This window comes from Pseudomonas sp. (genome assembly GCF_026224925.1).
GTDB lineage: Bacteria > Pseudomonadota > Gammaproteobacteria > Pseudomonadales > Pseudomonadaceae > Aquipseudomonas.
This window is the reverse complement of the sequence record NZ_JAMFRV010000134.1, coordinates 1-19,464: the sequence shown is the minus strand read 5'-3', so window position 1 is coordinate 19,464 and position 19,464 is coordinate 1. Positions and strand designations below refer to the sequence as shown.

General features: G+C 57.8%; 18 protein-coding genes and 2 pseudogenes. 14 read left to right on the top strand and 6 right to left on the bottom strand.

The window, feature by feature from the left end:
- The coding region (locus M0974_RS05980) for a sugar-binding transcriptional regulator (RefSeq protein ID WP_297834004.1) at window positions 1–602 on the top strand (602 nt) is incomplete at its 5' end.
- A 493-nt stretch (window positions 603–1,095) separates the two neighbouring features.
- Here M0974_RS05980 and M0974_RS05975 read toward each other — a convergent pair.
- The 6 genes and pseudogenes from M0974_RS05975 to M0974_RS05950 all read right to left on the bottom strand — a co-directional run bounded on the left by M0974_RS05975 (window position 1,096) and on the right by M0974_RS05950 (window position 6,409).
- Window positions 1,096–1,362 carry a helix-turn-helix transcriptional regulator gene (locus tag M0974_RS05975; protein WP_297834002.1) on the bottom strand — a complete coding sequence of 89 codons (267 nt, stop codon included), beginning with the start codon at window positions 1,360–1,362 and terminating at the stop codon, window positions 1,096–1,098.
- A gap of 220 nt (window positions 1,363–1,582) precedes the next feature.
- A pseudogene (locus M0974_RS05970) lies at window positions 1,583–2,749 on the bottom strand (sugar transporter); the annotation flags it as partial.
- Window positions 2,750–3,042: 293 nt separating this feature from the next.
- Window positions 3,043–4,344: an OprD family porin gene (locus tag M0974_RS05965; protein WP_297834008.1), complete on the bottom strand. Its 1,302-nt coding sequence runs from the start codon at window positions 4,342–4,344 to the stop codon at window positions 3,043–3,045.
- A gap of 255 nt (window positions 4,345–4,599) precedes the next feature.
- Entirely contained in the window at window positions 4,600–4,824 is a 225-nt protein-coding gene (locus M0974_RS05960; RefSeq protein WP_297833999.1) for a hypothetical protein, read from the bottom strand.
- Window positions 4,825–5,253: 429 nt separating this feature from the next.
- Window positions 5,254–5,349, bottom strand: a pseudogene (locus M0974_RS05955) (short-chain dehydrogenase); the annotation flags it as partial.
- A 58-nt stretch (window positions 5,350–5,407) separates the two neighbouring features.
- Complete coding sequence (locus tag M0974_RS05950; protein ID WP_297833996.1) at window positions 5,408–6,409, bottom strand: Ldh family oxidoreductase; 1,002 nt, start codon at window positions 6,407–6,409, stop codon at window positions 5,408–5,410.
- Window positions 6,410–6,592: 183 nt separating this feature from the next.
- Here M0974_RS05950 and M0974_RS05945 point away from each other — a divergent pair, with 183 nt between their 5' ends.
- From M0974_RS05945 to M0974_RS05885, 13 genes are all read left to right on the top strand, one after another.
- On the top strand, window positions 6,593–7,336 hold the full coding sequence (locus tag M0974_RS05945; RefSeq protein ID WP_297833994.1) for an AraC family transcriptional regulator: 744 nt from the start codon (window positions 6,593–6,595) through the stop codon (window positions 7,334–7,336).
- Window positions 7,337–7,860: 524 nt separating this feature from the next.
- Entirely contained in the window at window positions 7,861–8,802 is a 942-nt protein-coding gene (locus tag M0974_RS05940) for a 4-hydroxyproline epimerase (protein ID WP_297833991.1), read from the top strand.
- Window positions 8,799–9,920, top strand: coding sequence for an FAD-binding oxidoreductase (locus tag M0974_RS05935; protein WP_297833989.1), 1,122 nt, complete (start codon window positions 8,799–8,801; stop codon window positions 9,918–9,920). Before M0974_RS05940 ends, M0974_RS05935 begins: the two co-directional genes overlap by 4 nt.
- Complete coding sequence (locus tag M0974_RS05930; protein WP_297833987.1) at window positions 9,917–10,153, top strand: 2Fe-2S iron-sulfur cluster-binding protein; 237 nt, start codon at window positions 9,917–9,919, stop codon at window positions 10,151–10,153. Before M0974_RS05935 ends, M0974_RS05930 begins: the two co-directional genes overlap by 4 nt.
- Window positions 10,154–10,164: 11 nt before the next feature.
- Entirely contained in the window at window positions 10,165–11,433 is a 1,269-nt protein-coding gene (locus M0974_RS05925) for an FAD/NAD(P)-binding oxidoreductase (protein ID WP_297833986.1), read from the top strand.
- Window positions 11,434–11,490: 57 nt separating this feature from the next.
- Window positions 11,491–12,171 carry a GntR family transcriptional regulator gene (locus M0974_RS05920; protein ID WP_297833984.1) on the top strand — a complete coding sequence of 227 codons (681 nt, stop codon included), beginning with the start codon at window positions 11,491–11,493 and terminating at the stop codon, window positions 12,169–12,171.
- Between the two features lie 437 nt (window positions 12,172–12,608).
- The gene (locus M0974_RS05915; RefSeq protein ID WP_297833982.1) at window positions 12,609–13,427 is read left to right on the top strand and encodes a transporter substrate-binding domain-containing protein; all 819 of its coding nucleotides are present in this window, start codon (window positions 12,609–12,611) and stop codon (window positions 13,425–13,427) included.
- A 78-nt stretch (window positions 13,428–13,505) separates the two neighbouring features.
- On the top strand, window positions 13,506–15,272 hold the full coding sequence (locus M0974_RS05910) for an aconitase family protein (RefSeq protein ID WP_297833979.1): 1,767 nt from the start codon (window positions 13,506–13,508) through the stop codon (window positions 15,270–15,272).
- Entirely contained in the window at window positions 15,265–15,930 is a 666-nt protein-coding gene (locus tag M0974_RS05905) for an amino acid ABC transporter permease (RefSeq protein ID WP_297833977.1), read from the top strand. Before M0974_RS05910 ends, M0974_RS05905 begins: the two co-directional genes overlap by 8 nt.
- Before the next feature lie 9 nt (window positions 15,931–15,939).
- Window positions 15,940–16,590, top strand: coding sequence for an amino acid ABC transporter permease (locus M0974_RS05900; protein ID WP_297833974.1), 651 nt, complete (start codon window positions 15,940–15,942; stop codon window positions 16,588–16,590).
- Window positions 16,583–17,305 (top strand): amino acid ABC transporter ATP-binding protein, encoded by a 723-nt coding sequence (locus M0974_RS05895; protein WP_297833971.1) that lies wholly within the window; start codon window positions 16,583–16,585, stop codon window positions 17,303–17,305. The genes M0974_RS05900 and M0974_RS05895 overlap by 8 nt, the downstream gene beginning before the upstream one ends.
- Window positions 17,306–17,324: 19 nt before the next feature.
- Window positions 17,325–18,362 (top strand): proline racemase family protein, encoded by a 1,038-nt coding sequence (locus M0974_RS05890; protein WP_297833968.1) that lies wholly within the window; start codon window positions 17,325–17,327, stop codon window positions 18,360–18,362.
- Between the two features lie 84 nt (window positions 18,363–18,446).
- Complete coding sequence (locus M0974_RS05885) at window positions 18,447–19,364, top strand: dihydrodipicolinate synthase family protein (protein WP_297833965.1); 918 nt, start codon at window positions 18,447–18,449, stop codon at window positions 19,362–19,364.
- Window positions 19,365–19,464: the final 100 nt, after the last annotated feature.

Sequence of the window (19,464 nt, the reverse complement as noted above, 5' to 3'; positions counted from 1 at the left end):
TCCGCGCCATGGTCAGCCATATGCACGCACAACCGGGCAAGCAAGGCGCTCTGGAAGTCGTGCAATTGCTGGGCGGCGTCGGCAACAAAGGCGCATTCGAGGCAACGCTGCTGACCCAACGCCTAGCCACCCTGCTCAACTGCCCGGCCTTCCTGTTGCCGTCGCAAAGCATCGAGCAGTCGGTGGAAAGCAAGCAGCGGATCATGCAGATGGAAGAGGTCAAGGAAGTACTCAACCGCTTCGACAGCATCACCCTGGCGATTGTCGGCATCGGCGAACTGGAACCCTCGCAACTGCTGCGCAACAGCGGCAACTACTACACCGAAGACATGCTCCGCCTACTCGCCGAACGTGGTGCGGTGGGCGATATCTGCCTGCGCTACTTCGACGCCCAAGGCCGCCCTGTTTTGGAGGAGGACGAAGAGTTCGTAGTGTCGGTGGCGTTGCCTAAGTTGAAGGCGATTCAACGGGTGCTGGGTTTGGCGGGTGGGGAGAAGAAGATTCAGGCTATTCGTGGGGCGTTGAAAGGTGGGTATTTGGATGTGCTGGTGACGGATTTAGATACTGCGGTGGCGCTGGAGAAGGCTGGGGTTGGGGAATAAGCGCTCTTCTGTACGAGCGGGCTTGCTCGCGATCGGCTGCAAAGCAGTCGCAAACCAGCGCACTCAACTCTTTCAGTTAAAACTGTATTCAGCATTTTTTGGACCGCTTCGCGATCCATCGCGAGCAAGCCCGCTCCTACAATTTAATATTTGCAATCCAATGAGTTATGCATTGACGCGCCACCGTGTCGTAGCATTCGCAGGCAAGCCACACAGGTGGATCTCTAGTCGGCACAAGGTATGAGTCTGCCGCAGATCCTGTGGGACCGAACTTGTTCGGGAAGCAGGCAGCGCGATTTATCAGACATACCGCGGCGCTACCTTCGCGAACAAGTTCGCTCCCACTGGGGTCTGTGGATTGCCCTCAAACATAGAATCTCCCACAGGCGCTTGGTTCTGACTGAAGCGGTGCCGGGTAAGTACTTTAATACGTACTCATCAAGCTCACGGTACAGTTTCGCGACCGCCCTGCCGCTGACTTGAACATCTAGAATCATCGATCAAAGCCCTCACTGCGCTGCTCAGCGAGGATATCTTCAACCGTGCGTTGATGGCCGGCCTTGACCATCTTCAGGTCGTATCCCGCGGCTTCAAGCAAACGGACTAACACCGAGACGCTCATATCGCCTTTCGCCAGAGTCTCCATACGCGCAACAGTCGAACGCGCAACGCCGGCACGGGTGGCTAAAACATCTTGGCTGAACTTGGCTTCGCGCCGCGCTTCTTTGAGCATCTCGGAGACATCAAATAACGTACTCACGTGTAGCCCCCGAGCATCAAAATATTACTTTAGGAAATAAACGTAGCCCAAGAGGCACAAGGCTGCAAATCGGCTTTGTAGCCCAAAGGCATCAAAAATAACAAAATATGAATTTATGTAGCCCAAGAGCTACCAAACAACCCACAAAAAAAGGCGCCGCAGCCTTCAAGCCGTTAGCGTTCTCCTCCACCCATTCAACCCATCGCGCCCGCAACGGTTTCTCCCCAAACCGATACGTCGCCAGGCAACACACCGCCAATCCACTCACCGCAATTAACCCACCCACCAGGCCGATATTCGCAATGCCCAGTTGGCTAATCACCATGCTGCCCAGAAGCGCGCCGCCGCCGATGCCGATGTTGTAGATGGCGGAGTGCAGGGACATCGCGACGTCAGTGGCGTCCGGGGCCAAGGCGAGTACTTTGGCTTGCATGACCAGGCCAAAGCACATGATTGCCATGCCCCAGATCACACTCATGGTCGCGAGCCACGAGGCTTTGCCGGAGAGCGGCAACATCAGCATCAGGCAAAGAGCCAAGGCGCCGATGGCGGCGATCAGCATGCCTCTCGGGAAGCGGTTGTTGTAACGGCTGAAGACGACCGAGCCGAGGATGCCAGCGCCACCGAACAGCAATAGCAGGACCGTGGTCATTTCGCCGCTCATGTGCGCGACGATGGCGGTGAACGGTTCGATGTAGCTGTAGGCGGTGAACTGGGCGGTGACCACCAGTGCCGTCAGGACATACAGCGATACCAGCGCCGGGCGCTTGAACAGGATCGGCAGGCTTCGCAGCGACCCGGAATTCTGGCTCGGTAGCAGCGGCAGCGATTTGATCAGGAACAACACGGTGACGCCCGCAGCAATGGCGATTGCCAGGAAGGTGGTGCGCCAGCCCAGCGCCTCACCCAGGATACGACCCAGTGGAATACCGAGCACCATCGCCAAGGCAGTGCCGGTTGCCAACAGGCCCAATGCTTGCACTTGTTTACCCGGCGGTGCCACACGCACGGCCAAGGAAGCGGTGATCGACCAGAATACAGCGTGAGCGAAAGCGATTCCGATACGGCTAATCAACAGCATGCTGAAACTGGTCGCCATGCTCGAAAAGACGTGGCTGACGATGAACAGCACGAACACGAACATCAGTAACTTGCGGCGTTCGATGTTGCGCGTGAGCAGCATCATCGGCAGCGATGTCAGGGAAACCACCCACGCATAGACCGTCAACATAAGGCCGACTTGGGCTGTGGTCATGTCGAAGCTGTGGCCAATTGAGCTCAACAGACCGACCGGAACGAACTCCGTGGTGTTGAAAATAAAAGCCGCGAGGGCCAGCGCGATCACGCTTAGCCAACTGCCAGTGCGAGCATCCAGGGTGGTGTTCATTTGATGAAGTGCAAACCTCAAGGCTATAAGTCGAGTAAAGCGGCCACCCTCCATCACTCAAAAGTCTTGCGCACAAAAATGCCGCCCGAGGCTGGTTGCCGGGGCAGTGCTTAGATGAGCAAAATATTATGAGTATTAGAAGGTGTTACGAGAATGCGCGAATATTACGCCGCTGCAAACGTTGACACAACACGCTGCCTTGGACCATTTATGTAGGGTGACGAGCGGTATGCTCAATAGAGAAATGCAAACGGACCCGATCAACCGAGCCCGTTTGTAGGCGCGCGCTTTGCTTAGAACACGTTGATTGGGTAATCGACGATGACCCGGTATTCATCGATGTTGTGGTCGACGGTTTGGTAGCCATCGCCACCACGGTCGGTTGCCCAACGCAGTCGAACGCTGAGGTTCTTGGCTTTGCCGCTTTGCACGACGTATTTCAAGTCGACGTCACGCTCCCAATGCTTGGCGTCGCTGCCGTCCGCGTTGTAATAACTGCCGTAGCCGCTGTCCGCAGCGGTGGTGGCTTTGGTCAGGTCCATGGTGCCGCGTGTGTAGGACACGGCGGATGTCAGGCCCGGAGCACCCCAGCCGACGAAATCATAGCCGTACTGCAGTTTCCAGGATTTCTCGCCCGGGGCGTTGAAGTCTGAATACTGCTGGGAGTTGTCGAGGAAGATGCTGTCGCCGTCCTGAATGTAGTCGAACGGCGTGTTGCCGTTGACCTTCTGGAAAGAGGTGGTCAACGTCTGGTTACCGACGGTCACGCCAAAGTGCAGGCTGTAGGTATTGTTGTCGATGGTGCCGAGCAACGCCTGGCCGCTGTCTTGCGTGTGGTAGTAGTGGAACCCGGGGTTGAGGCTGACCAAACTGTTCAGCGCCCAAGTGTAATCCAAATCGTAATAAACCTGGTTCCAGATGTCTTTGAGTTGCGAGGCATAGAGGCTAGACGTTACGCCAGGAATTCCGGTGTACGTGGCGCCGGCCCAGTCCATGTGTTTGCTTTGGCGACCGTCTGGCAGGGTGCCGTAATAGGTGCCGATGCGCCCGTTGCCGCTCTGGTTGAACAGTTTGTCGAAACTGACTTGGCCCGCGTCCAGTTTCAAGTGATCAACGCTGGTATTGGTCAGGCTGAAACCACGGAAGGTCATGGGCAGAAGCCGCGTAGCGCCGCCGGCGATGACCGGGTTGTTCAGGAACAGGTCACCCACTTTGAGCACGGTGTCGAACGCCCGCATCTTCAAGGCGCCGCCTGCCGAGGAGAATGACTCCGGGGCATCGCCGTACAAGTTGTTCTTGTTCGGGTTCGGCGCCGTGGTCGGCAGAATGCTGGTACCACCGCTACCCCCACCGCCGTCGAGTTTGAGGCCGAGCATAGCGTTGGCATCAATACCAAAACCCACTGGCCCGCGAGTGAACCCGGACTCGAAGACCCCGATGAAGCCTTGGCCCCATTCTTTGCTGTCCTGCTTACCGTCGTGACGATCGTGGTTGAAGTAATAGTTTTTCAGGTCGAGATTGAAGCTCGAACCTTCGACGAACCCGTCTTTGCTGGTGTCAGTGCTGTTGTTGTCTGCAAAAGCGTTGGCAGACATCGCTGCCGTCAGCGCCACAGAAAGTGCTCCAACTCTAAATGGAATAATCACGCTGATAAGAACCCCTTGGTAAATTTTATTTAACTGCGGCAGTTATAGGCTTCATGCAGTCGCTATTTTTATTAGTTATAATTCATCGACGTTTTTTTGTCGTCAAAACAGTCGAAAAAAAAGCCGCGGGGGAGCGGCTAAAAAATTCAACGCTGGGACAGAGCATTATCCAATCAGCGATGAAGGGAGCTTAGGGGTGCGATTTTACGTATGTTTGGCAGTCACATCTTGCTGCTGGGAGGCTGATGCCTGTTGAGTCTTCAGGTTTTCTTTCGCCTGTGCGGCGAGTACTTCCTGGCGCTGTTCGAAGGCTGCGTGACGTGCTTCGTTCTGCGCGACGAAGGATTGCGATTCTTCTGCCATGGCAAATGGCGATAATAATAAAGAAGACACAATAAGCGCGCCGGCGACGGTAGTGAGCTTAGACATTTTTAATAACCTTCTTGCATCTGCAAGTTCGCGTGGTGTGACGCAAAGGTATAAAACGACGGCCAATGACTCAAGTGAAACCCGATTAAAACTAATTATAAAAAGTTTAATATTGAGTTTAAGAAGCAAGAAAAATTTGGTTTTGCGGGGCGAACCTTAACCATCGCTGCGCAGCAATCACAACATGTGTAGGCGCGGGCTTGCTCGCGATGGATCGCAAAGCTGTCCCAAATGCCGAATTCAATTCAACGGGAAAAACTGAGTGTGATGGATTACGACTGCTTCGCAGCCGATCGCGAATGAATTCGCTCCTACAGGGGTGCGGGTACTGCATTTGGCACGGGCAATATCTGTTGCAAAATAAATTGTAGGATTGTGTTTACCGTGCAAAAGCGCAACGCCGGAAACAGGCGAATCCCCTACCCCCGACTGCAAATTAACAAACAACCCACCATCCATCAGCAACGAAGCCCCGGTCACGCAGCGCGCCATATCCGAAGCAAAAAACACAATCGGTCCGGCAACAGGGTGGCTACGGTTATCTGTCGATCGGCAGCATCATGGGCGACACCACTGAAGCACCTCACAACAACGCCATCAAGTCCGCATGCAGCGCCTCCGGAATCTGCACCCCGTTGTGCTTGCTCAACACCCGCGCATCGAACCGACGCTGCGAAGGCAGTCTCGCGCCTTGTTCCACGATCCCGTCGAATAACGCTTCAGCACGTAACAAATGCTCACCGGCGCTGACGCCCAGCAAACGCTGTGGGTCGATGGCGATCACCAGTTCGCCGCCGTAGGGCGATGATTTAGTACCGGCGTCGAAGGCTTGGGATTCTTTGCTGGTCATGTCGCCGATCAACGGGCCGGCCAGCAGTTCGACCATGGCGGCCAAGGCTGAGCCTTTATGGCCGCCGAAAGTCAGCATTGCGCCGTTCAGGGCTGATGCTGCATCGGTAGTGGGTTGTCCGTCGGCGTCGAGGCCCCAGCCCAAGGGAATTTCTTTACCGGCGCGGCGGTGCAGTTCGATTTCGCCTCGGGCGACAGCGCTGGTGGCGAAGTCGAAGATAAACGGGTTTTGTCCTTCACGAGGCCAGCCAAAGGCGATGGGGTTGGTACCGAAAAGAGGTTTATTGCCACCCGCAGGCGCGACCCAGGCATGGCTTGGGGTGAAGGCCAATGCCACGAAACCTTGCGCCGTGAGCGGTTCGATTTCAGCCCACAGCGCCGAGAAATGCACGCAGTGGTTGATGGCGAGAATGGCGATGCCCTGACTGCGAGCCTTGTTGACCAATAACGGCATGCCCGCTTCGAACGCGAGGCCGGCGAAACCGCCATGGCCATTCACCTTGACCACCGCCGCCGCCCAGTCCACGACTTCTGGCACTGCGTCGGCGACCACTTTGCCGGCCTTCAATGAATGGATACAGCCCAGCAAACGCCACAGGCCATGGGAGGCGCAGGCATCGCCTTCGGCAGTGACCACCGCATTGGCGACGGTGCGCACGTGGCCTTCGCTAAATCCGTGGCTGCGCATAATGTTTTCGGCCAAGTCACGCGCCTGAACCAGCGTCAATGAAATCACGGCAAACCCCTTCGGTACAAAACCAACAGCGTGGAGGTTATGGCGGGGGCTGGCTTGAGTGGTTTGCGCAGCTAAATTGTAGAATTCAGCACAGTTGGATTTGCCGCCCCCGATGCAATCCCGGTGGACAGACGCTCGCCGGACTCGATAAGTTGCCAGCTCACTTCCGCTGCGGGCTCGCTCATGCGCCTTGATCAATTACCCTCATCGCCCGATCTGGCCAGCCTGACCACTGGCTTGCAGCAGATTGCGCCGCTGTTCGATGCGATGCCGGGCGTGGTGTTCTTCATCAAAGACCTGCAAGCGCGCTATGTGCTGGCGAACCAGACATTGGCCCAGCGTTGCGGCCTTAAAGACAAAAGCGAGCTGTTGGGGCGAACCGCAGAAGAAGTGTTTCCGTCCAATCTTGGCCCTTTCTACACCGAGCAAGATCTACAGGTGTTGAGCGATGGCGTGCCATTGGACGACCAATTGGAGTTGCACCTGTACCCCGGACGTCAGCCAGGCTGGTGCCTGACCCACAAACTGGCGGTACGTGATGCACAGGGCACAATCATCGGCATGGCGGGTATTTCCCACGACCTACAAGCGGCGCAGTCGACACATCCAGCCTATGAAAAACTCGCCGCCGTGGACGCTCATATTCGCGGGCACTACGACCGGCCCATCAGCCTCGCCGACCTGACGACGATTGCCGGGATGTCAGTCGCGCAGCTAGAGCGCCAATGTAAACGGGTGTTCCAGCTCACGCCGCGACAGTTGATCCACAAAGCGCGCCTCGGCGCCGCGTCGCAATTGTTGACCAGCGACCTGCCAATTACCGAGATCGCCTTGCGCTGCGGCTACACCGACCACAGCGCCTTCAGCCGTCAGTTCAAAGCGCTGACCGGGCTATCACCGAGCCAGTACCGCCAAGCTCAATTCTGAGTTCAGTGCTGCCGGCCAGCAAACTTCAACGTTCAGGTCGCCCAAAATCCTGTGTGAACAAACTTTTTGAGCACCCCATCTTTTAGCGCCATGCCGGGAATCTGCTGGATCTTGAGCAATCCATAGTTAGCGCCCCTGCCGGGATCTATGTGGGAGGGAACTTGTTCACAAAGAATACAACTCGGTGCATCAGATGCCCTGCGGTGCCTGAAAAATCTTCGCGAACAAGTTCGCACCGATTTTCTGGGCAGTTGATGCCCTGCGTCATGCCGAGATTCTGCTGAATTTTGAGCACCCCATCTTTAGCTCCATGCCGGGGCTAGGTGGGAGGGAACTTGTTCGGGAAGCAGACAACGCGGTGTATCAGAAATACCGAGGAGTGGCATTCGCGAACAAGTTCGCTCCTACAGAGATGTGAAAGCGCTGTGCTGATTTCGTCATCCAGACCTGCGAAATCCTTCAAGCCGTTTGACTGCCGACACGCCACTCTTGTAGTGACATTTCCTGTGCAGGCGTAGGCATCCATGAAACGTATTAGCGTCATTGACTCTCACACCGGCGGTGAACCGACCCGCTTGGTCATTGATGGCTTCCCCGAGCTGGGCAAAGGCAGCATGGCCGAGCGCCGGGCGATATTGGCTGAGCAGTTCGATGATTGGCGCGCCAGCACCATGCTGGAGCCGCGTGGCAATGACGTGTTGGTTGGCGCGCTGCTGTGCCCGCCGGTCGATCCCACTGCCTGCACCGGGGTGATCTTTTTCAACAACACCGGTTACTTAGGCATGTGCGGTCACGGCACCATCGGCCTGATCATTTCCCTCGCGCATTTGGGCCGTATCGAACCGGGACTGCACCGTATCGAAACCCCGGTCGGCACCGTAGAAGCCACCTTGCACGAGGACCGTTCGGTGAGCGTGCGCAACGTGCCATCGTACCGTTATCGCAAAGCGGTAAAAGTCGAGGTGCCGGGCGTTGGCACCGTCACGGGTGACATCGCTTGGGGCGGAAATTGGTTTTTCCTGATTGCCGAGCATGGTCTCAGTGTGGCCAACGATAACCTCGACGCGCTGACCGTTTATTCCTGGGCCGTGCGCCAGGCGCTGGAGGATCAAGGTATCTGCGGCGATGACGACGGCGTGATCGACCATATCGAATTGTTTGCCCATGACGATAACGCCGACAGTCGCAACTTCGTGTTGTGTCCTGGCAAGGCCTACGACCGCTCCCCGTGCGGCACCGGCACCAGTGCCAAGTTGGCGTGCCTGGCGGCTGACGGCAAACTGCAACCCGGTGAAATCTGGCGGCAGGCCAGTGTCATCGGCAGCCAATTTGAAGGCAGTTATCAGTGGGAGAAAGCCGGAGAGCCGCAGATTATTCCGACCATTCGTGGCCGCGCCCACATCAGCGCCGAAGCCACCTTGATCCTGGAAGAAGACGATCCATTCGCCTGGGGCATTCGCCCGTGAACGCAGACGTCATTGTCATTGGCGCCGGCATTGTCGGCAGCGCCTGCGCCGATGAACTGGCCCGTCGTGGGCTGGACGTGCTGGTGATCGACAGCCAGCGCGGCGGTGCGACGGCGGTGGGCATGGGCCATTTGGTGGCGATGGATGACAACCCAGCGGAAATGGCCCTCACGCATTACTCCATTGGCGTTTGGCGAGCGCTTGCGAAAGACCTGAATGACGGCTGCGCGTACCGCAACTGCGGGACATTATGGCTGGCAGCTAACGCTGCTGAGCTGCACGGCGCCGAACAGAAAATGGCCACGTTGCAGGCCAATGACGTCCCCTGTGAAATGCTCAGCGCTGACGCGTTACAAACCGCTGAACCGGCGCTACGCAAAGGGCTGCACGGTGCGCTGAAAGTCAGTGACGACGGCATCATTTACGCACCCAATGCCGCCCGCTGGCTACTGGCTCGTCACGCCGCACGGATTAGGCGTCTCGACGCCAATGTCATCGAAGTCGAAGGCAATCGCGTGCGTCTGCACGATCAACGCTGGTTGACGGCGACTGCGGTGATCTTGGCCAACGGTATCCACGCCACAGAGCTGTGCCCTGAACTGCCGATTCGGCCAAAGAAAGGTCATCTGCTGATCACCGACCGTTACCCGGTGCAGATCCATCATCCATTGGTCGAACTGGGCTACATCACCAGCGCCCACGCCGACCAAGGCACCTCGGTGGCGTTCAATGCGCAGCCAAGGCCGACGGGGCAAATTCTTCTCGGTTCGTCCCGGCAGTTCGACACTCTCGATCCCGAGGTGGAAGGCCCGGTGTTGGCGCGGATGCTAAAGCGTGCACTGGAATATTTGCCGGGCTTGGAAGACATGAATGCCATTCGCAGTTGGACCGGTTTTCGTGCCGCCACCCCCGACGGCCTGCCAATACTCGGCAAACACCCACACCAACCGGGCTTATGGTTGGCGGTGGGCCATGAAGGGCTTGGCGTGACGACCGCGCCCGGCAGCGCTCACCTGCTGGCGGCGCAAATATCGGGGGAAAAACCGGCGTTTGATCCGCAGCCTTACCGTTTCGAACGGTTTAGTCCGACAGCAGCACTGGCTGAGGCGACGCCATGATCGAATTGCACATAAACCACGTCAGCGTGCGGGTCGCCCACGGCACCACGGTCGCCGCCGCGCTGTACCTCGGCGCAGACGGTATCAGCCGTGTTTCGGTCAGCGGCGAAGCGCGGGCGCCGTTATGCGGCATGGGCATTTGCCAGGAATGCCGAGTGACCATTGATGGCCGCAGGCGCCTGGCCTGCCAAACGCTGTGCCTGAATGGTATGTCGGTAGAGACCTGCACATGAGTGAGCCGCACATGAGTGAACACATCGACCTGCTGATCATCGGCGCCGGGCCTGCGGGCATGGCAGCAGCCTTGGCGGCGGCAGCCCGCGGCGTAAACATTATTGTGCTGGACGACAACCCTTTGCCGGGCGGGCAGATTTGGCGCGACGGGCCAAAAGTACAGTTGCCGGCCAACGCACGTCGTTACCGCGAGGCATTGGCCCACGCGCCGAATATCAAGGTGTGCAATGGCACCCGTGTGGTCGCCCGCATCGGGCATAAGCGCCTGCTTCTGGAAGACGCCGAGCGCGGTTGGCAGCTTAGCTATGACAAGCTGATTTTGTGCACCGGCGCCCGGGAGTTACTGCTGCCGTTCCCCGGCTGGACCTTGCCAGGCGTGACCGGTGCAGGTGGTTTGCAGGCGCTAATCAAGGGCGGTTTGCCGGTCAGGGGCGAATCGGTAGTGGTCGCTGGCAGCGGTCCTTTGTTGCTGGCAAGTGCCGCCTCGGCGAAAAAAGCAGGCGCCAACGTGTTGCGCATCGCAGAGCAGGCATCGTTCAGCGCAGTAGCGGGTTTCGCTGCGCGGTTGCCGACATGGCCAAGCAAAGTGCTGCAAGCGTTGCCGCTGTTCAACGTGCGTTATCGCAGCTCAAGCCACGTATTGGAAGCGCTCGGGGATGACCGCTTGCGCGGGGTACGTTTGCTGCAAGCGGGAAAAACCGTAGAACTCGCCTGTGAGCGTCTGGCCTGTGGTTTTGGTTTGATTCCCAATATTGAATTGGGCCAAGCCTTGGGCTGCTTGATCATCAATCACGCGATTGCCGTGGATAGCTGGCAAACAACAAGCCTGGACGATCACTATGCGGCGGGCGAATGTGCCGGTTTCGGCGGCAGCGAACTGGCCTTGGTTGAAGGCGCTATCGCCGGTCACGCGGCGGTGGGTGATCAGAAAAAAGCCCACGCGCTGTGGGTGCAGCGTGACCATTGGCAGGCGTTTGCTGATGTGCTCAACACGACCTTTACCCTGAATCCGGGGTTAAAAATGTTGTCCGCCCCGGACACGTTGGTCTGCCGTTGCGAAGACCTTAACTATGCGACGTTGCAAGCGTGTTCCGGATGGACCGAGGCCAAGCTGCACAGTCGCTGCGGGATGGGTGCCTGCCAAGGGCGAGTGTGCGGAGCGGCCGCTCATTATTTGTTCGATTGGACCCCGCCAGCACCGCGACCGCCGTTCAGCCCGGCGAGGATCGGCACGTTGACAAAGATGGCCGATGAGCAGATCGCTGAACATCCGTTGTGAAGTCATATCCGACGTCGTATACAATATTTTCTTTTTAAACCCAGTGGTCCACTTCCCTTGCCCTTGCCTCGTTTCAATCCCCCTAATCTGGGGATCACCCCTACCGCGTCGGAAATAATCGCCAAACATTTGCGCGACGCGATCATCGTCGGCCATTTTGCCGAAGGCGAACCCATTCGCCAGGATGAGATTGCCGGGCTGTTCAATGTCAGCAAAATCCCGGTGCGTGAGGCGTTGAAGCGCCTTGAGGCCGAAGGTCTGGTGATTTTTCATCGCAACAAGGGCGCAGTGGTCACCAAGATATCTGAGCCGGAGCTGGCGCAGATTTTCGAAGTTCGCGTGCTGCTGGAGGTTCAGGCGATCCGTTTGGCGGTGCCGAACATGACCGAGGAGACGTTCGCCAATGCTGACCGGATCTGCGATGAGTTTCTTGAAAACAGCGAGATCGGGCATTGGGCAGAACTGAACTGGGAACTGCATGCCTGTTTATATGAACCGGCGCAGCGACCGTTTTTGACCAACCTGATCCGTTCCATCCATGACAAGGTCGAACGTTACCTGCGCTTGCAAATGACCTTGGGTGAAAGCAAGGAACGGGCGAACGTCGAACACCGCGAGATTATTCAGGCGTGCCGAGATCGCGATGCCAACAAAGCGGCCGAATTGATCGAGCAACACATCATTGGGGTATGCCGCACCCTCTACGAGCATCTGCCGAACCGACCGGTAAAGACCTGAATCCCTCAGCGCGGTGTATCAGACTAACCGCGCCGCTTGCTTCGCGAACAAGTTCGCTCCCACAGGTTTTGTGTGATGCCCATGCTTGAGGGCATGGCGCACATTCGGTGGGAGCGAACTTGTTCGCGAATGGCTTGACGCGGTGTACCAGACACACCGCCTTCCCGAATGAATTCGGTCCCATAGAGTTGCGGTTTGGCTCAAGACTGTGGGCTAAAACAGCCCACCGGTTACCGGGTTTGCTCCGTTATGTAACATCTCCCCCGCTTCAAGCGTTCACGTTAATCCCCGCTAAACTGCTAGAACCGCGTCCTCCCGAGCTGCACCCGTGCCCTCGCCAAACTGGCACATCCTCTGCATATGAAATAACGTATACGAAATCCTCAATACTAAAAACGAGTTCATCTGACCGCACACCACGACACCGAGGCCCTCACATGAAGAAGCAAGTAACCGCCGTAGCCCTCACAGCACTAGTTAGCGCCTGCTTTATCAGCACGGCGCAGGCTGACAAGCTCGATAGCATCATCGAAAGTGGCACCCTGCGTTGCGCGGTTACGTTGGACTTCCCGCCTATGGGCTCTCGCGACGCGACCAACACCCCCATCGGTTTCGACGTCGACTATTGCAATGACTTGGCTAAGACCCTCGGGGTGAAAGCAGAAATCATTGACACGCCGTTCCCGGACCGTATCCCGGCGCTGGTTTCAGGCCGAGCCGACGTCATTGTCGGGTCGACCTCCGACACCCTGGAACGGGCGAAGACAGTCGGCATGACCATCCCGTACTTCGCCTTTCAGATGATGGTCGTGGCGCACAAGGGCAAAGGCATCACTAAATACGAAGACCTCAAAGGCAGGCCGGTGGGTAATACCAGCGGTACGTTTGAAGCCATTGCCTTGGAAAAAGACGTAAAAGCCTGGAACGACTCTAAAGGCAGCTTCCGCGCGTACCAGAATCAGAACGATACTATTCAGGCAGTCGAGCAAGGCCATATCGATGCCACGGTGATCACCAACACAGTTTCTGCAGCAGTGATCAAAACCGGAAAGTTCCCGGACTTGGACATCGTCGGCCCAGCGCCGTATGTCATCGATTACGTTGCGCTGGCTGCAAAACGTGACGAATACGGCTTGATCAACTACCTCAACCTGTTCATCCAGCACCAAGTGCGTGACGGTCGCTATAAAGAGCTTTACGCAAAATGGGTGGGTGGCGAACCGGTGAACCTGACGGTTCCAGGTGTGTATCGCTGATTGAGCATGTGCCCGCGCGTCGTTTCGGCGCCGGGCTTTTTCTGCCTATTCTGCTGTTCTATACGTTAGGAACACACGATGCCTGATATCTCGTTAAGCGGCCGCAGTCTGGTAGCTGGATCAGCGCAAGGCGAATTGCTCTATTGCGATGTTGGCCTGAGTTTTTGGGGTGGCGTCGATCCGTTCAGCGGCGAAATTATTGACCGCCATCATCCCCTGTGCGGCGCTGTACTGGCCGACCGCGTGTTGGCTATTCCCAGTGGGCGCGGCTCATGCACTGGCAGCAGCGTATTACTGGAACTGATCCTCAACGGTCACGCCCCTGCCGCGCTGGTGTTTGAACACGTTGAAGACATCCTGACCCTCGGCGTATTGATTGCCGAGCACATGTTTCACAAGTCGATCCCGGTAATGTGTGTCGGCCGCGAGGGCTTTGCCGCCCTGCGCCACATGACTTACGTGCAGATCGAAAGCGACCGTCTGGAAGGCTTCTTGCTGCCGCCTTCTACCCCTTATGTGCCGACCGCAACGACAGTCACCCCGGCGCTGCCGTCGACTATCACCCTAAGTCCGCGGGACCGGGAAATGCTCGCGGGCGCCCACGGCAAAGCCGCACAAGTGGCGATGCTCATCATCTTGCATGTCGCAGAACTGCAAGGCGCCACCGAGTTGTTGGACGTCACCCAAGCGCACATCGATGGCTGCATTTATACCGGCCCTGCCAGCCTGCGTTTTGCTCAGCAACTGGTGGCATGGGGCGCGAAAGTCAGCGTGCCGACCACCCTGAATTCCATTTCGGTGGATAAACGCCGGTGGCGCGAACAAGGCATCGACGTCGCGCTAGGCGTTCCTGCTAGCCAGTTGGGCGATGCTTATTTGGACATGGGCGCAAAAGTCAGCTTTACCTGCGCGCCTTATCTGCTGGACAGCGCACCCAAGGCCGGCGAACAAATCGTTTGGGCCGAATCCAACGCAGTGGTGTACGCCAACAGTGTGTTGGGCGCTCGCACCCTGAAATACCCGGATTACCTGGACATCTGCATCGCCCTGACCGGTCGCGCGCCCTTGACCGGTTGCCACCTCGACCAACAACGCCACGCCACCCTGCGCATAGAACTGCCGCCGTTGGCCGGGCTGGACGATGTTTTTTATCCGCTGCTGGGCTATCACGTCGGGTTGCTGGCCGGCAGCGAAATTCCGGTGGTCTGTGGCCTGGAAAAAATGCAGCCCACTCTGGATGATTTGAAAGCTTTTGGCGCCGCGTTCGCGACCACTTCCGCCGCGCCGATGTTTCACATCGTGGGGGTGACGCCAGAAGCGGCCACCGTGGAATTAGCATTGGGTCATCAACCAGCCCCGCGGACGTTGCATATCTCCCACCATGACTTGCAGGCCAGTTGGAAAGAACTCAACAGTGCCGAAGAGTTAAAGGTTGATCTGGTGTCGCTGGGCAACCCGCACTTCTCCTTGAGCGAGTGCGAAGCGTTGGCGGCCCTCTGTCACGGCAAACGCAAACACCCCAACGTGGCGATGGTGATCACCTGCGGCCGGGCCATTCATGCTCAAGCGATCAAGGCCGGTTACGTGGCGACGCTAGAAACCTTTGGCGCGCAGTTCGTCACCGACACCTGCTGGTGCATGCTCGGCGAACCGGTGGTGCCGCTGCTGGCGCGGACGTTAATGACTAACTCTGGAAAGTACGCCCACTACGCGCCAGGCTTAGTGGGCCGGTTGGTGCATTTCGGCAGCCTGGCAGCGTGCGTCGATGCTGCCTGCAAGGGCGAAACCAGTGGTCGGCCGCCACGTTGGCTGGGTGCTGCCGTGGAGATGACCGCCCATGTTTGATTACACCTTCCACTGGCGGGCCGCGTTCAAGGCACTGCCGGACATGCTCGATGGCGCCATCGTCACCTTTCAGACCGCCGCACTGTCGATGATTTTCGGGGTGATTATCGCCCTGCTGCTGACGCTTATTCGCCAAGGTGACAACCGTTGGTTGAAGGGGTTTGGCGATCTGTGGGTGTCGATTGCACGCAACACGCCCTCGTTATTTCAGATTTACATGCTGTATTTCGGCCTGGGTTCGTTCGGCCTGCACGTCAGCTCATGGCTTGCATTGCTGGCCGGCATCACTTTCAACAACGCGGGCTATCTGGCAGAGAATTTTCGCGGAGGCCTCAAGGCCGTGCCGGACACGCAAATGCGCGCCGCCCGCTCGCTGGGCATGAGCGCCCCCCAGGCGTACCGACTGGTGATCGTGCCGCAACTGCTGCGCATTGTGTTTTACCCGCTGACCAACCAAATGGTCTGGGCGGTGTTGATGACATCCCTGGGCGTGGTGGTCGGGCTGAACAACGACCTCACCGGCGTGACCCAGGATTACAACGTGAAAACCTTCCGTACCTTCGAGTTCTTTGCCTTGGCAGCGGTGATTTATTACCTGATCGCCAAGCTGATCGTCGGCGTCGCCCGTCTACTGAGCTGGCGCCTGTTCAGGTATTAAGGAATGAGCATGTTCACGACCAGCCTTACCACAAGCGACTTTATGTACCTGATGCACGGCGCTTGGGTCACGATTCTGCTGACCCTCGCGGCCATGGTGATCGGCACCTTGGCTGGCATCGTCTGCGGCGTGCTGCGGGCGTTGTTTCCTCGATCGACTATACCCCTCGCCTGGCTGCTGGACGTGTTTCGCAGTGTCCCGCTGCTGATCCAGTTCGTGTTGTTCAACGCGCTGAAAAGCATCGTCGGGTTGAACTGGAGTGCGTTCACCGTCGGTTGCGTGGTGCTGGGGGTTTACGCCACGGCCTATTGCACGGAAATCGTTCGTGGCGGCGTGCTGGCGGTGCCGTTCACGTTGCGCCGCGCCAGTCGTTCGTTAGGCCTGAGTTACTTTCAGGATTTGCGCTTCATCGTGATGCCGATTGCGACGCGGGTGGCCTTCCCCGGCTGGCTGAACCTGACGCTGTCGGTGATGAAAGACACGGCATTAGTGATGTGGATCGGCATCATCGAATTGCTGCGGGCCTCGCAAACCATCGTCACCCGCATCGATGAACCGCTGCTGGTGCTGAGCATCGCGGGACTTATTTACTACGTCATGAGCCTGGTGGTTGCCCGCGTGGGCGCCCGACTGGAAACAAGGTGGCAGGAAAATGATTGAGATCGACAACGTATACAAATCCTTCGGCGAGCTCGACGTGATCAAGGGCGTCAGCCTGACAGTGAACAAAGGTGAGGTGGTGTCGATCATCGGCGGTTCGGGCTCCGGTAAGTCGACCCTGCTGATGTGTATCAATGGCCTGGAGTCGATCAAGAGCGGCAGCATTCGGGTCGACGGCACCGAGGTGCATGCCAAGAGCACCGACCTCAACAAACTGCGGCAGAAGATCGGCATCGTGTTTCAGCAGTTCAATGCGTTCCCGCACCTGACCGTGTTGGAAAACGTGATGCTGGCGCCGCGTAAGGTATTAGGTAAAAGCGCTGCCGAAGCCGAAGAACTGGCGGTGAAACAACTGACCCACGTGGGGTTGGCGGACAAGCTCAAGGTATTCCCCGGCAAGCTTTCCGGGGGGCAGCAACAACGCATGGCCATCGCCCGTGCGCTGGCAATGTCGCCCAATTACATGCTGTTCGACGAAGCCACCTCGGCGCTGGATCCGCAGTTAGTCGGCGAGGTGCTAGACACCATGCGCATGCTCGCGGAGGACGGTATGACCATGGTTTTGGTTACCCACGAAATTCGTTTTGCGCGTGATGTGTCAGACCGCGTGGCGTTCTTGCGCAGCGGCCTGGTGCATGAGATCGGGACACCGGAGCAAGTAATCGGAAACCCACAAAGGGCCGAAACCATCGAATTTCTTAAGTCAGTGCATTGAATCTGTAGGAGGCATTAACGTGCGGTCATCCAAAGTCATCCATGTCATCAGTTGCCACGCTGAAGGCGAAGTCGGCGATGTGATTGTCGGCGGCGTGGTCGCGCCGCCGGGCGATACGTTGTGGGAGCAATCGCGCTGGGTTGCCAATGACGACGTGCTACGTAACTTCGTGCTCAACGAACCCCGTGGCGGCGTGTTCCGGCACGTCAACTTGCTGGTGCCCGCGAAAAATCCGCAGGCGCAAATGGGCTTCATCATCATGGAGCCCGCCGACGTACCGCCGATGTCTGGCTCCAACTCAATGTGCGTCGCCACCGTGCTACTGGACGCTGGCATTCTGCCGATGACCGAGCCGCAAACCCGACTGATTCTGGAAGCGCCCGGCGGCTTGATCGAAGTGATCGCCGAATGCCGAAATGGCAAAGCCGAACGCGTGGAGATTCGCAACGTAGCCTCCTTCGCCGACAAGCTGAACGCCATGATTGAAGTGCCTGGCCTGGGTTCGATCCAGGTTGACACCGCTTACGGCGGCGACAGCTTCGTGCTCGTCGACTCAGTCGGCCTGGGCTTTTCCCTGACCGCCGATGAAGCCGCTGATCTGGTCGCCATGGGCTTGAAAATTACCTTGGCCGCAAATGAACAACTGGGTTTCAGTCACCCGCTAAACCCGGACTGGAATCACATTTCGTTCTGCCAGATCGCCGCGCCCGTGACCCGTATCGACGGTGTTGCCAGCGCTGCCAACGCAGTCGTCATTCGCCCCGGCAAGATCGACCGTTCACCCTGCGGCACCGGATGTTCGGCCCGTATGGCAGTGCTGCATGCCAAAGGTCAATTGGCCGTGGGCGAGCGCTTTATCGGTCGCTCGATCATCGGTTCCGAATTTCATTGCCGCATCGACTCACTAACCCAGGTCGCCGACAAGCCGGCCATCGTTCCTTGCCTGTCAGGCCGCGCTTGGATCACCGGCACCCATCAACACATGCTCGACCCTAGCGATCCTTACCCAGTCGGTTATCAGTTGTCGGATACCTGGCCGGTGCACGTAGACATCTAACCCAGATTTAAACGAAATCCGCCGTATAGCTTTGCCCTGACCTTAACGTATACGAAATACCTTAGAGCCAATTTGGAGGCCATCATGAGTAAAACCGTCAACTGGAGCGGCGTATTTCCCGCCGTCACCACTCAATTTCGCAGTGACTTCAGCATCGACTTTGAAGCCACCCATACCGTCATCCAGAACCTGGTGCGCGACGGCGTTTCTGGCCTGATCATCTGCGGCACCGTGGGCGAAAACACCTCGCTGAGCAGTGAAGAAAAAATTCAGTTGGTGGAAGTCGCCAAAGACGCCTCGGCCGGCCGCGTGCCCGTGTTGTCGGGCATTGCTGAGTTCACCAGCGCCAACGCGACCAAGCTGGCCAAGGAAATTCAACGCGTCGGCGCCGACGGCATCATGCTCATGCCCGCGTTGGTTTACTCGGCAAAACCCCATGAGGCCGCCGCGCATTTCCGCAGTGTCGCCACCAGCATCGACCTGCCGGTGATGGTCTACAACAACCCACCCATCTACAAAAACGACGTCACGCCGGACATTTTGATTTCCTTGGCAGACTGCGAAAACATCGTGTGCTTCAAGGACTCGTCGGGTGATACCCGGCGTTTTATCGACGTGCGTAACGAGGTCGGCGACCGCTTCGTGCTGTTCGCCGGGCTCGATGATGTGGTGCTGGAAAGTATCGCAGTGGGCGCGGTGGGCTGGGTCTCGGGGATGTCCAATGCCTTCCCGAAAGAAGGTGAAACCCTGTTCCGTCTGGCCCGCGATGGCCGCTTCAAGGAAGCCATGCCGCTGTATGAGTGGTTCATGCCGCTGCTGCACCTGGATGCGCGTCCGGACTTGGTACAGTGCATCAAACTGTGCGAAGAACTGGCCGGCCGCGGCACTTCGCTGACCCGTCCGCCGCGTCTCCCCTTGCCAGACGTCGACCGCGAGTTCGTCGAGAAGCTAATGAGCAAAGCCCTGGCTAATCGCCCGGTGCTGCTTGAGGTCGGTTTGTAATCGGACGCAGTTCAATCAACTGTAGGAGCGCGCTTGCCCGCGATAAGGCTGATAGGCCTTCCGACGTCAGCCAAGCCAATCATTTTTACGGCTGCTTCGG

Coding starts and splice junctions, on each gene's coding strand:
- M0974_RS05910 (WP_297833979.1), top strand. CDS start 13,506: ATGCCTGATATCTCGTTAAGCGGCCGCAGTCTGGTAGCTGGATCAGCG.
- M0974_RS05940 (WP_297833991.1), top strand. CDS start 7,861: ATGAAACGTATTAGCGTCATTGACTCTCACACCGGCGGTGAACCGACC.
- M0974_RS05915 (WP_297833982.1), top strand. CDS start 12,609: ATGAAGAAGCAAGTAACCGCCGTAGCCCTCACAGCACTAGTTAGCGCC.
- M0974_RS05885 (WP_297833965.1), top strand. CDS start 18,447: ATGAGTAAAACCGTCAACTGGAGCGGCGTATTTCCCGCCGTCACCACT.
- M0974_RS05925 (WP_297833986.1), top strand. CDS start 10,165: ATGAGTGAACACATCGACCTGCTGATCATCGGCGCCGGGCCTGCGGGC.
- M0974_RS05945 (WP_297833994.1), top strand. CDS start 6,593: ATGCGCCTTGATCAATTACCCTCATCGCCCGATCTGGCCAGCCTGACC.
- M0974_RS05965 (WP_297834008.1), bottom strand. CDS start 4,344: ATGTCTGCCAACGCTTTTGCAGACAACAACAGCACTGACACCAGCAAA.
- M0974_RS05960 (WP_297833999.1), bottom strand. CDS start 4,824: ATGTCTAAGCTCACTACCGTCGCCGGCGCGCTTATTGTGTCTTCTTTA.
- M0974_RS05905 (WP_297833977.1), top strand. CDS start 15,265: ATGTTTGATTACACCTTCCACTGGCGGGCCGCGTTCAAGGCACTGCCG.
- M0974_RS05895 (WP_297833971.1), top strand. CDS start 16,583: ATGATTGAGATCGACAACGTATACAAATCCTTCGGCGAGCTCGACGTG.
- M0974_RS05930 (WP_297833987.1), top strand. CDS start 9,917: ATGATCGAATTGCACATAAACCACGTCAGCGTGCGGGTCGCCCACGGC.
- M0974_RS05900 (WP_297833974.1), top strand. CDS start 15,940: ATGTTCACGACCAGCCTTACCACAAGCGACTTTATGTACCTGATGCAC.